Here is a 12,454-nt window from a genome sequence, read left to right on the forward strand (position 1 = left end):
GCGGCCTCATCCGCGCCGGCTCCTCGATGGCGACTGCCGGATCACTTCACCACCGGCAATGCGATGTAGCTCGCATCCGGCCCCGCCACGGTGATCCTCTGCGTCGCCTTGATGAAGTCCGAGGGCTTGGCGTTGAAGATGTTGGGCACGAACGTCTGCGGATTGCGATCATAGAGCGGGAACCAGCTCGACTGGACCTGCACCATGATGCGGTGGCCGGGCTGGAACACGTGATTCACCATCGGCAGCGCGAAGCGATAGGGCAGCGGCGTGTTGGCCGCGATCGGCTTCGCCTGCGACAGGCCTTCACGGTACCGACCGCGGAAGATGTCCATCGACACGGCCAGCTGATAGCCGCCCATCGTCTGGTCGGCCTTCAGCCCCTCAGGATAGACGTCGATCAGCTTCACCACCCAGTCGCTGTCCGTACCGCTGGTGGAGGCGGTCAGATGCACCTCAGGAACGCCCGCGACGGTCACCGCCTGGGTCAGCGGCTCGGTCTCGAAGGTGACGACGTCCGGCCGGCCGGACACGGCGCGCTGGTCGTCGACCAGCCACTGGCGCCAGGTCGAGCCGGGCGCATAGGTCGGCTTGAGCGGACGGACGCGGAAGCTGACGGGCGCGGAAGGGTCGGACACATAGTCGACGGTCTGCGCGCCGGCGCCGTCGGCCGGCGTGAAGTCGAGCGCACCGCCCGGCTTCAGGTAGAGCGGTCTAGCCTTGGCGTCCGCCGCGGTCGGCCAGGACTGCAGACGCTGCCATTCGTTGACGCCTGTCTGGAAGATGGTGACAGGGGCGACGTCCATCGCCGGCTGGTCGCTCTTCAGGTAATGCGCCAGGAACGGCGCCAGCACGTGGCGACGCCACCATTTGGCGGTGTCGCTGTCCCACTTGATCGCGCCCAGCGCATTGCCGTCGCCCGCCTCCTGGCCATGATACCATGGGCCTGCCGACAGGAAGACCATGTCGTTGTTCGTGTCCTTCGGCTTTAGCGCGCGATAGACGGCCGGGGCGCCGTAGATATCCTCCTGGTCCCACAACCCGTCGACCAGCATCACGGGCACCTTGAGCGGCTGTTTCGCCAGCACCTGGTCCATCGCCTGGCTCTGCCAATAGCTGTCGTAGGAGGGATGCTCGACGAGCTTCTGGTAGAAGCCCATCCGATCGACACCCTTCGCCTTCGCCACGGCGCCGGCGGAGCCCATCTTCAGGTAATATTCGTAGTCGTCGGCGTAGCCGGTGCGGAACGGCGTATCGGCCGCGGCGGTCGCCTCCTGCCCCAGGATATAGGGCAGCATCGTCTCGCGGAACGCGCCATTGTGGAACCAGTCGTCGCCACGCCAGCCGTCGACCATGGGGTTCATCGGCACCGCGACCTTGAGCGCGGGATGCGGGTTGATCAGCGGCATCAGTGACAGGAAGCCGTCGTAGCTGATGCCGGTGATGCCGACGCGTCCGTTCGACTCCTTCACGTTCTTCACCAGCCAGTCGATCGTGTCGTACGTATCGGTGGAATCGTCTACCTTGCTCGGGTTGAAGGGCGTTCCGACGGGGGCCGGGTTCATGACATAGCCGCCCTGCGATCCATGCATGCCGCGCACGTCCTGGAAGACGCGGATATAGCCACCCTCGGTGATCGGATCGTCGCCCGTCGTACCGTCCGCCGTCGGCGCGGCATAGCCGCTGGGGCTGGTGCCCAGAGCAGCCTCGGCGTCATAGGGCGTGCGGGTCATCAGGATGCCGAGGTCATGACCGCCCTTCGGGATCGCGATAACCGTATGCAGCTTGATGCCGTCGCGCATAGGTATGTCGACGACGCGGCGGGTATAGCCATAGGCATCTTCCTTCGCCGGCGGTGTGGCCGGCCGTTCCGTCCAGGTCGTCGGCTTGATCCGCTGCTGCGCCCCGACGGTGGCGGGTATCGTGCCGGCAGACAGTATCAGGGCAGTGGCGCTGGCGAGCAGCAGCTGGCGGGTCATCGACATCCTCCTCAAGACGACGGGTAGAACGAAAAAAGGCCCGCCCCCCGGCCATCTGAGTGATGGCGAGGGGCGGGCCGGAAGGTCATCGGAACGATGCGATCACGCGGTGCGCGTCCCCGACAGCGGGAAGCTGCCGAACGCGCCCGCGCCGACCGACCCGGTCAACGTATCGCCATCGGCGGTCGCTTCGATGTCGAGCGTCATCGGCATCGGCGACGTCATCTGCTGCTTCCACGTAATCGTGTTGCCCGCCGCGTCACCGGAAATGTCGCTCGATCCCATCGCGCCAGAGGCGGAGCCGCTGAAGCTGCCGCCGTCGGTGGTGATGGTCAGCGTCATGTTCTGGTCGCCCAGCGGCGACTTGACGGTGCAATCCCAGGTGCCGTCGATGTCGGCCATCGTCACTCTCCTCAATGCGCCGCGGAGGTGGCACCGGCGGACGCGCCGGCCACCGCGCTTGCCGGGACGACCTCGACCGGCAGGCCCAGGCTGTCAAGCTGTGGCTTCACCTTCGTGGCATCGCCCACCACGATCCATGTGATCTTCGCGGGATCGATCGTGCGCTGGGCGGCCGTGCGCAGCTCGGGAAGCGTCATGGCGCGGTAGCGCGTGGCGAGCGTCGCGTAATAGTCGTCGGGACGCTTGAACAGGTCGTTGGCCTGCATCGCGCCCAACACCGCGGGCGAGGTTTCGAACTGGCCGGGCAATTGCAGGATCGCACCGGTGATCGCCAGACGGAATTCGTCATCCGTCATCGGCTTGGTCGTCACGAATTGCTTGATGTCGTCCGCCGCAGAGGCGATCGACGGCCCGGTCTTGTCCGCCTGGACGCCGGCGGAAACGACGTAGGGCGCCGCATATTCGACGGTCTGGAACCGGCCGCTTGCGCCATAGGACCAATGCTTGCTTTCGCGCAGGTCCATGTTGATGCGGCTCAGGAAGCTGCCGCCGAGCGCGTCGTTGACGGTGTTGAGGACGAGCATGTCGTCCGTGCCCTTCAATCCGGTGCGCTGCCCGCCGACGATCATCGACTGCGGGCTGTCGGGCCGGTCGATCAGGACGATCTTCGGCGTGACCGGCGGCTGCGCGCCGCCGAAGGTCTTGGTGCCCGGGGTGCCCGTCGGCTTCCAGTCGCCGAAGCGCGCATCCAATGCCGCCTTCACCTCAGCCAGCGGCCGGTCGGACACGACGAACAATTTGGCCTTGTCGGGCCGCAGCCATGCCTGCTGGAAGGCGCGCAGGTCGGCCGGGGTCAGCGTGGCGACTGCGGCCGGATCGCCGCTGCCCTGCGCCTTGGCATAGGGCGTGCCCGCCGCGAGGATGCGCGTCGTCATCCGCTGCGCCAGCGCGCCGGGGTTGGTCAGCTCCTGCTGGATCCCCGCGATCTGCTGCGCCTTGACGCGCGCCACCTCGGCCGGGGCATAGGCCGGTCGCCGCGCGACCTCCGCGAACAGGTCGAGCGCCGGCGCAAGGTTCACGCTCGGCACGCTCATCACCACCGTGCTGCGATCGTTGCTGCTGCCGGTGCCCAGACCCATGCCGAGCCGTTCGCGCAACTCGGCAAGCGTGTTGACGTCGTAATGCTCGGTACCTTCGTCGAGCATCCCCACCGCGAGCTGCTGCGTGCCGAGCTTCTCCGGCACGTCGGCGGCAAAGCCCGCATCGAAGCTCAGCACCGCCTGCGTCACCGGCACGGCGGTGCGCTGCGCGTAGACGACCTCGATGCCATTCGCGAGCCGCGTGCGCTCGACCTTCGGGAAGGTCAGCGCCGTCAGCTGGCCGACCGCCGGCATCGCCCCCCGGTTGCCCTTGGCTGGCTGGTCCGGCGCGGCGACCACGTCCTTCTTGGGGGGCACCTGCGCCTCCGCATAGGCGTCCCGCGCGCCGGGGACGACGTTCACCGTCAGCGCCGGACGCGACAGCCACGTGTCCGCCGCCGCCTTGACGCTCGCGGGCGTCGCCGCCGCGAGCGCAGCCAGCCGTTTCTTGTAGAAGCCCGGGTCGTTCGAATAGAGCGCACCTTCCGCGAGCGCCACAGCCTTGCCGCCGAAGCCGCCGACCGCCTCGAGGCCGCGCACGGTGCGCGCAACAGTGCTCGTCACGAAGCGCGAAACCTCATCCTGCGTCGGGCCGGTACGTAGGAACTCAGCGAGCACTTCGTCCAGCCGCTTCGAGGCTAGGGCCGGGTCGACGCCGGGGCGCACGAGGCCCTGGATGGTGAACGTGCCGACCTGCGCGAACGCATTGTCCTCCGCGGCCAGCGAAGTGAACAGCTTCTCCTGTCGCACCAGCTGGTTCGTGAACCGCGACGAGGCCATGCCACCCAGCACCCCGGCGGCGACCTCCAGGCCGGGTGTGGCCTTGTCGTTCAGGCCCGGCACCGACCAGTTGCGGGTGATCATCGTCGCCGCCACGCGGTCCTTCAGCGTCACGGTTCGCGCCTCGGGCAGCGTGACGACGGGGGCGACGGGAAGCTCGCTCTTCGGTCCCGCCGGAATGTCGCCGAAGTACTTTTCGGCCAAGGTCCGCGCCGTCGCGACGTCGACGTCGCCCGCCAGCACCAGCACCGCATTGTTGGGACCATAGTGGCTGCGGAACCAGTTCTTAACGGTATCGAGCGTCGCCGCGTCGAGATCGGCCATGGATCCGATCGTGTCGTGGCCATAGGGGTGCGTCGCCGGGTACAGCCCCTCGGTCACCGCATAGTCGAGCAGGCCGTAGGGGCGGTTGTCGCCCTGTCGCTTCTCGTTCTGGACAACGCCCCGCTGCTCGTCGAGCACGCCTTGCGTGATCGCACCCAGCAGGTGGCCCATGCGGTCGGACTCGAGGAACAGCGCGCGCGGCAACGCCGCGGTCGGCACCGTCTCGAAATAATTCGTGCGATCGTAATAGGTCGTTCCGTTATAATCGGTTGCCCCGACTTCCTTGAGCGGTGCGAAGAAGTCGCCCGGTGCATTCTCCGATCCGTTGAACATCAGATGTTCGAACAGATGCGCGAAACCGGTCGAACCCTTTGGCTCCTGCTTGGAACCCACGTCATACCACACGCTGACGGCGACGACCGGCGCCTTGCGGTCAGTATGGACGATGACGCGAAGTCCGTTCGCCAGCCTGAACTCCTGATAGGGGATGCTGACATCCTTCACGAGCGCCGAGACGGGCGCCGCCTTGATCGATGCCGTGGTCTCTGCCCGGGCAAGAACAGGCGAGGCGAGCGCCATCGTGGCGACGCCGGTCAGCGCGATACATTTGTTCATGAAGCGAACCTTCCCCCGAAGACTTGGAACGACTGTGTCGCTCAAGCATAACGGTCGCCGGAGGACTGACAAGCGGCGTCGGCAATAAAGTCGACAACGGCCCGATGTCACACTTGTGTTGCACATCGGCAACACCATATCGCTGCTCAACAGGATAGGATCCCGATGAACCTCGAGAAATTTACCGACCGCGCGAAGGGTTTCCTGCAAGCCGCGCAGACCGTCGCCATCCGCATGAGCCATCAGCAGATCACCCCCGAGCATCTGCTGAAGGCGCTGCTGGAAGACGAGCAGGGCATGGCCGCAGGGCTGATCCGTGCAGCGGGCGGCGATCCTCGTCGCACTACCGCCGACATCGATGCCGCGCTGGCGAAGATCCCGGCCGTGTCCGGATCGGGCGCGCAGACCGCGCCTGGCCTGTCGAACGACGCCGTGCGAGTCCTCGACCAGGCCGAGCAGATCGCGCAGCGGGCCGGCGACAGCTTCGTCACGGTCGAGCGACTGCTCGTCGCGATCGCGCTGTCGCTCAACACCGCGGCGGGCAAGGCGCTGCAGGCGTCCGGCGCGACGCCGGAGGGCCTCAACGCCGCGATCAACCAGCTGCGTCAGGGCCGCACCGCCGACACCGCGGGGGCGGAGGACCGCTACGACGCGCTCAAGAAGTTCGCACGCGACCTGACCGAGGCGGCGCGGGACGGCAAGCTCGACCCCGTGATCGGACGCGACGAGGAAATCCGCCGCACGATCCAGGTGCTCGCCCGCCGTACCAAGAACAATCCCGTGCTGATCGGCGAACCCGGCGTCGGCAAGACCGCGATCGTCGAGGGGCTGGCGCTGCGCATCGCCAACGGCGACGTGCCCGACGGGCTGAAGGACAAGACGCTGATGGCGCTCGACATGGGCGCGCTGATCGCCGGCGCGAAATATCGCGGCGAATTTGAGGAGCGGCTGAAGGGCGTCATCGACGAGGTGAAGGCCGCCGAGGGTGAGATCGTGCTGTTCATCGACGAGATGCACACGCTGATCGGCGCGGGCAAGTCCGAGGGCGCGATGGATGCGGGCAATCTGCTGAAGCCGGCGCTCGCGCGCGGCGAACTGCATTGCGTCGGCGCGACCACGCTCGACGAATATCGCAAGCATGTCGAGAAGGATCCGGCGCTCCAGCGGCGGTTCCAGCCGGTGTTCGTCGGCGAGCCGACCGTCGAGGATACGATCAGCATCCTGCGCGGGCTCAAGGACAAGTACGAGATGCACCATGGCGTGCGGATCACCGACGGCGCGCTCGTCGCCGCAGCGACGCTCTCGAACCGGTACATCACCGACCGCTTCCTGCCCGACAAGGCGATCGACCTGATGGATGAGGCGGCCAGCCGCATCCGCATGGAGGTCGAATCGAAGCCCGAGGAGATCGAGAGCCTCGACCGTCGCATCCTGCGCCTCAAGATCGAGCGCGAGGGGTTGCGCCGCGAGACCGACGAGGCGTCGCAGGACCGGCTGGAGAAGATCGAGGGCGAACTCGCCAACCTGGAGCAGCAGTCGGCGGAACTGACGACGCGCTGGCAGGCGGAAAAGGACAAGATCGCCGGGGAGGCCAAGCTCAAGGAACAGCTCGACGCCGCGCGGCTCGAGCTGGAGCAGGCGCAGCGGTCCGGCGACCTCGCCAAGGCGGGCGAGCTTTCCTACGGCCGCATTCCCGCGCTGGAGAAGCAGCTGGCGGAGGCGCAGGGCGCCACCAAGGGCGCCATGCTGCGCGAGGAGGTGACCGCCGACGACATCGCGGGCGTGGTCAGCCGCTGGACCGGCGTGCCCGTCGACCGGATGCTGGAGGGCGAGCGCGAGAAGCTGCTCCGGATGGAGGAGGTGCTCGGCGCGCGCGTCATCGGGCAGAGCGATGCCGTCCGCGCCGTCTCCACCGCGGTACGGCGCGCGCGCGCGGGGCTGCAGGATCCGAACCGCCCGCTCGGCAGCTTCCTGTTCCTCGGGCCGACGGGCGTCGGCAAGACGGAGCTGACCAAGGCGCTCGCCGAATTCCTGTTCGACGATGCGAGCGCGATGGTGCGCATCGACATGAGCGAATTCATGGAGAAGCATGCCGTCGCCAGGCTGATCGGCGCCCCTCCCGGCTATGTCGGCTATGAGGAAGGCGGCGTGCTGACCGAGGCGGTGCGGCGCCGGCCCTATCAGGTCGTGCTGTTCGACGAGGTGGAGAAGGCGCATGGCGACGTGTTCAACGTGCTGCTCCAGGTGCTCGACGACGGCCGCCTGACCGATGGCCAGGGGCGCACGGTCGACTTCTCGAACACGCTGATCATCCTGACCAGCAACCTCGGCAGCCAGTATCTGGCGAACCTCGAGGAGGGACAGGCGGTCGAGACGGTCGAACCGCAGGTCATGGAGGTCGTCCGCGCGCATTTCCGGCCGGAATTCCTCAACCGGCTCGACGAAGTGATCCTGTTCCATCGCCTCGGCCAGGCGCACATGGGGCCGATCGTCGACATCCAGGTCGCGCGCGTCGGCAAGCTTTTGGCGGACCGCAAGGTGACGCTGGACCTGACGGACGCGGCGCGGGCGTGGCTGGGCCGGGTCGGCTACGATCCCGTCTATGGCGCACGGCCGCTCAAACGGGCGGTGCAGCGCTACCTCCAGGACCCGCTGGCGGAGGCGATCCTGCGCGGCGAGGTGAAGGACGGCTCGACGGTGCACGTCGACGAGGGCGACGGGCGGTTGGTGCTCGACGTGGCTTAAAGAGAAAGGGGCCGGCATCGCTGCCGGCCCCCAGGACGCTCGATTTGCCGGCTTAGAAGCCGACGCGCAGCTGGATGCGCGCCGAACGCGGCGCCTGGTAAGTCAGAACCTGACCATAGGTGCCGTTGCGGACGCCGATGTCCAGATCGCCGATTTCGTCGAAATCGAGCTTCGACTTGTCGTTGAAGACGTTGAACACGTCAAACCGGACGCTGGCGTCGTAGTCGAACGGCACGCGGAAGGTCAGGCTGAGATCGACGGACTTACGCCAGTCGCTCTGGAACGACCGGCCACGCGGCGTCGGCTGCGACACGTTGTTCTGGTCGAGACAGAAGAAGCCACCACCCGCATATTGGTTGGCAAACGGATCGACGGTGGTCGGGACGACGCCGATACAACCAAACTTCTTGGGCGACTGCAGCACGCCGTTGAGGCCGAGCGTCAAGAAGTCGCCGACCTGGTAGCTGCCATAAGCCTTGAACGTATGGCGGCGGTGGTTCGGCAGGTAACCGTATGCACCGACCTCAAAGCCGGGCTGGTCGAAGTCTTCGGTCGCGCCCGAGTCAGCCTGACCGATGTCCGACTTCACACCACCTTCGTAATTGCCGACATCTGCTGCCAGCACGTACGAGCCGGAGAAGCTCCACTTGCCGTCAAACTCGCGATCGAAGGTGAAGGTCATCGACTTATAGTCGCGAACCGCCTTCGGATAGCCGAGCTGCGCCGCGGTGAAGTTCACCGTTGGGTTGGTGCCGTCAGGCAGACCCAAGCCACCACGACCAGACAATGTGATCGTCGCGGCGTTACCAGGGTTGATCAGCACGTATTGCGAGAAGCCGGTGTACAGGCGGTTACACTGCGCGGTGGTGAAATTACGACCAGGCGTTGCAGGATTGGGCTGCGCATAGCAGTAGTTACGAGCCGCGATGTCGATCGCGGCATCTTCCAGCACGTTGTTGAGCTTGCGGTAGGTAAAGTACGCGCCGACCTTCATGCGCGCACCGATCCGCTGCTCGCCGCCGATGATGTATTCGTCCTGCGACTGCGGCTTCAGTTCCTTCGCCTGAAGCGACGAAGGATCGGCTACCTCGCCGACACGAACCACCGTACAATTGGCAATACCCGTATCGGGGCAGTTGGCGCCGCCGGTGATCGTGGTGATCGGAGCGCCAATTATTGGCAGGCCGTTCGCACCAATGGTCGCGAAATTGTAACGGGAATAGTCGGTTTCCGCGCCAGCGCTGCGAATGTTGGTGTTCGCCGCGATCGGCAGGAAGTAGCGCCCGAACGACCCGTAGATCTTGGTGCGGCCGTCGCCGACCGGGTCGATCGTGAAGCCCAGACGCGGGCCCCACTGGTTGCCCGACTTATAGAACGACTTGTCCGCCGCGTCGCGGTTGTCGAACCGGTCGTTGCGGATGCCGAGCTGCAGGGTCACGCGATCACGGAACAGCGACCAGCTGTCCTGCAGGTAATACGCCTGGTTGATCGTGTTGAACGCGCCGCCGTTCTGGAAGAAGCGCTGCTTGGTGTAGATCGTACCGACGGGCGTGTTGGTGAGATCACCCGCACCTGCGGAACGGTAGATGTCGATGGCACCGCCGCCGATCGGGTTGGTGAGCTGCGTCGCCGTCAGCTTCTCGCGATCATAGCCCGCCCGGAAGTGGTGCGAACCCAGGAAGTTGACACTGACGTCGACGTCGCCGCGATAGAATTCCCGACGGTCGTCATTGGTCGTGATTGAACTGCTGGTGTTCGATGCCGGCACGCGGAAGACGTTGTTCGTGTCGATGTTGTTGGTGACGAACGGCGTGGTGGTGTCGAGTGGGATGCTGCCGGCGCGATTCTTGTTGACGCCGTAGGCTGCCGAGACCGTCAGCCAGTTGGTGATCGTGCCGGTGTAGCGACCAACGTAGTTCTCCCCACCTGCGCGCGACGAGCTGCCGCCCGAGAAGGTGCTCAGCTGGTCGGTCGCCGGATTGTAGTTGAAGCTACGGTTGTACGTTGTCGACGTGGTGTTGAAATACGTGAACTCGAGGTGTTGGCCCCACAGGAAACCGTCGAGCTTGCCGCCATAGAACGGGCTGTTGGTGCTTTGGATCAGCGCCGTCGCCGGCACCTGCGCGCTGCCGTTGATGTCGGTGACTTGGCGGGTGTTGTACAAGCCGTAGAAGAACAGGTGGTCCTTCACGATCGGACCCGACAGCTGGAAAATCGCTTCCTTGCGCTCGTGATAGTCGCCGTCGTTGTCCGCGGCGTACGTGTTCGGCGACTTACCGGTCAGATCGTTCGGCTCCCAGTTGAACAGCACACTGCCATGGAAGTCGTTGGAGCCCGACTTGGTGGTGGCAACGACGACACCGCCGGTGGCGCGGCCGAATTCCGCCTGGAAGCCGCCGCTCTTGACGTCGACCGTCTGATAGAAGTCGAACGGGATGGCGACGGGCGAAAAGCCTTGCCGGAATTCCGTAATGTTGAGACCATTAAGATAGTAAGCGTTCTCGGCGAACGATGCGCCGCCGATCGTTGCTTGGCCCGCGAAGGCGCTGTTTTGCGCCGATCCGCCCTGGATGGTGCCGGGCGCCAACAGAACCACGTCGCGCAGCGAGCGTGAGACGGGCACGCGGGTGGCCAATTCGCCCACGTTGATGACGGCACCCGTGGTTGTCTTCTCGAAATCCGCGACCTGCACACGGCCCGCGGTCACGACGATGTCCCCGCCAGCCGCGCCGGCCGGCGTCAGCGTGAATTGGTTGGCGGCACCTGCCTGTGACAGGACGACAGAATTATCGCTGAACGTGTCGTAGCCGTCGGCGGAGATGGTGAAGGTGTACGTCCCCGGCGGCACCTGCGCTGCACGGAAACTGCCCGACGAGTCCGTCGTCAGCGTACGGTTGTAACCCTGTTTGGACCGAATTTCGACCGTCGCGCCCGCGATCGGCTTGCCGTCCGTGCCTTGCACGCGGCCCGCCGCGGTCACGTTGGTATAGTCTTGTGCGGCGGCCGGCGCTGCCATCGCGACCATGCCGACGCCGGCGCCCATCAACGCAAGTGCCTGCAACGCCGTGCCGCCGCGCAACGCGCGGCGCGCGAAGTTCAATGTGCTGATCATGTGTTTCCCTCGCTTGGCCCGACCGTTCGACCCGCTTTTTGCAGTGCCGATAGCCGGGCTGTACCAAGCCCCCAAAAGCCGCCTGAACGACCTCCACGAGACGTGCGCGGATCAAAGCAATGGAGGGTAGGACTGTAAAGGTGTCACATTTGTCATCATGAAGCTTTGATGAAGGTTGTGCCACAAAAGTCACACATCATGCGCCGCGACCGTCAAACGCAATGCATAATGTGCTTATTACCCGAGCACGCGCAGCAAAGATGCTGCAAATGCGAACAGCGTCACCGAAGCGGCATCGGGCCTGCGATCAGCAGGGGATCGAGGCGCGCGTCGTTCCAGCGCAGGCCCCAGTGGAGGTGTGGGCCGGTCGCGCGGCCGGTCATGCCGACGGCGCCGATCACCTGCCCCTGCCGGACGTGGTCGCCCGGTCGGACATCGATGCGGGAAAGGTGCAGGAACGCGCTGTTGAGACCGAGGCCGTGGTCGATCATCAGCAGATTGCCCTCCAGTGTGAAGGGGTGATCGGCGGCAAGGATGACGACACCGTCGGCCGGCGCGCGCACGGGGGTGCCGGCGGGCAGCGCGACGTCGACGCCGCCGTGATAGGCAGCGGCCTCGCCACGGTAGATGCGCTGCGCGCCGAAAAGACCAGAGATGCGCCCTTCCGCCGGCCAGGCGAACGCCTGGCGCCACCCTTGCGCGTCGGTGACCATCGCGCGCGCCGCGGCGATCTGTGCCAGCTCCGGCGGCCGCAGCTTCGCGAACACGGGGTCCGGCTCGGGAAAGCGCGGCAACGTGTCGAGCCGCTCGATCCGCCACGCACGCGGCGCGACGTCCAGCCGCTGCGTCTCGACGCTGCCGTCCGCGCGCGTCGCCACCAGGGTGGCGACCGGCCCGGCATCGCGATCGAAACCGATGACGAAGCCGTCGCCGGCAAGCGAAACGGGATGGCCGTCCAGCGTCAGCGACACCGTGCCGGCGGGCGCGGTACCGCGGATCAGCCCGCCCTGCGTGAGGCTGCCCGTCCAGCGGAGGGAGCCGGACTCACGCGCACTGCCGGCCCCGTCGCGCGGCGGCGCGGCGATGGAGATGGCGGCCCCCGCCACCGCGAGGAGGGCCGCCATTCCGATCGCCGCCGCCCGTTTCATTGCGGGCGCAGCGCCTCGGCGGCCTGGTCCGCATTGGCATAGGCCTCCTGACGGGAGACGCTCCAATAGCGCAGCACGTCGAGCGGAATGCGCGCGCCCGTCACCGCGCAGGTGACATGGTCGCCGGGACTGAGCACGCGGAAGCCGTTGGCCATATAGTGCAAACGGGCCGGGCGATCAGAATTGGATACGAGCATCGCGGATATCCTG

Annotated in this window: 7 protein-coding genes; 1 reads left to right on the plus strand and 6 read right to left on the minus strand. The window is 66.1% G+C overall.

Annotated features, from left to right (window positions below):
• Positions 1-41: 41 nt before the first annotated feature.
• From IQ292_RS02785 to IQ292_RS02795, 3 genes are all read right to left on the minus strand, one after another.
• On the minus strand, positions 42-1,979 hold the full coding sequence (locus tag IQ292_RS02785) for a CocE/NonD family hydrolase (RefSeq protein WP_203308761.1): 1,938 nt from the start codon (positions 1,977-1,979) through the stop codon (positions 42-44).
• A 102-nt stretch (positions 1,980-2,081) separates the two neighbouring features.
• Complete coding sequence (locus tag IQ292_RS02790; RefSeq protein WP_203308762.1) at positions 2,082-2,381, minus strand: hypothetical protein; 300 nt, start codon at positions 2,379-2,381, stop codon at positions 2,082-2,084.
• Positions 2,382-2,392: 11 nt separating this feature from the next.
• Entirely contained in the window at positions 2,393-5,239 is a 2,847-nt protein-coding gene (locus tag IQ292_RS02795) for a M16 family metallopeptidase (protein ID WP_203308763.1), read from the minus strand.
• A gap of 165 nt (positions 5,240-5,404) precedes the next feature.
• Here IQ292_RS02795 and clpB point away from each other — a divergent pair, with 165 nt between their 5' ends.
• Positions 5,405-7,984: an ATP-dependent chaperone ClpB gene (gene clpB, locus IQ292_RS02800; RefSeq protein ID WP_203308764.1), complete on the plus strand. Its 2,580-nt coding sequence runs from the start codon at positions 5,405-5,407 to the stop codon at positions 7,982-7,984.
• Between the two features lie 52 nt (positions 7,985-8,036).
• Here the strand turns inward: clpB and IQ292_RS02805 are convergent, their stop codons facing one another.
• The 3 genes from IQ292_RS02805 to IQ292_RS02815 form a co-directional block, all read right to left on the minus strand.
• The gene (locus IQ292_RS02805) at positions 8,037-11,096 is read right to left on the minus strand and encodes a TonB-dependent receptor (protein WP_203308765.1); all 3,060 of its coding nucleotides are present in this window, start codon (positions 11,094-11,096) and stop codon (positions 8,037-8,039) included.
• Positions 11,097-11,377: 281 nt separating this feature from the next.
• Positions 11,378-12,220, minus strand: a complete 843-nt coding sequence (locus IQ292_RS02810; RefSeq protein ID WP_238940725.1) for a M23 family metallopeptidase — start codon at positions 12,218-12,220, stop codon at positions 11,378-11,380.
• A 20-nt stretch (positions 12,221-12,240) separates the two neighbouring features.
• The gene (locus tag IQ292_RS02815; protein ID WP_203308767.1) at positions 12,241-12,441 is read right to left on the minus strand and encodes a DUF2093 domain-containing protein; all 201 of its coding nucleotides are present in this window, start codon (positions 12,439-12,441) and stop codon (positions 12,241-12,243) included.
• Between the last annotated feature and the right edge of the window lie 13 nt (positions 12,442-12,454).

It is taken from the genome of Sphingomonas beigongshangi, assembly GCF_016820445.1.
GTDB classification, from domain to species: Bacteria; Pseudomonadota; Alphaproteobacteria; order Sphingomonadales; family Sphingomonadaceae; genus Sphingomonas; species Sphingomonas beigongshangi.

Excerpts from the sequence above, each read along its gene's own strand:
- IQ292_RS02785 (WP_203308761.1), bottom strand. The coding sequence starts at position 1,979 with ATGACCCGCCAGCTGCTGCTCGCCAGCGCCACTGCCCTGATACTGTCT.
- IQ292_RS02790 (WP_203308762.1), bottom strand. The coding sequence starts at position 2,381 with ATGGCCGACATCGACGGCACCTGGGATTGCACCGTCAAGTCGCCGCTG.
- IQ292_RS02795 (WP_203308763.1), bottom strand. The coding sequence starts at position 5,239 with ATGAACAAATGTATCGCGCTGACCGGCGTCGCCACGATGGCGCTCGCC.
- clpB (WP_203308764.1), top strand. The coding sequence starts at position 5,405 with ATGAACCTCGAGAAATTTACCGACCGCGCGAAGGGTTTCCTGCAAGCC.
- IQ292_RS02805 (WP_203308765.1), bottom strand. The coding sequence starts at position 11,096 with ATGATCAGCACATTGAACTTCGCGCGCCGCGCGTTGCGCGGCGGCACG.
- IQ292_RS02810 (WP_238940725.1), bottom strand. The coding sequence starts at position 12,220 with ATGGCGGCCCTCCTCGCGGTGGCGGGGGCCGCCATCTCCATCGCCGCG.
- IQ292_RS02815 (WP_203308767.1), bottom strand. The coding sequence starts at position 12,441 with ATGCTCGTATCCAATTCTGATCGCCCGGCCCGTTTGCACTATATGGCC.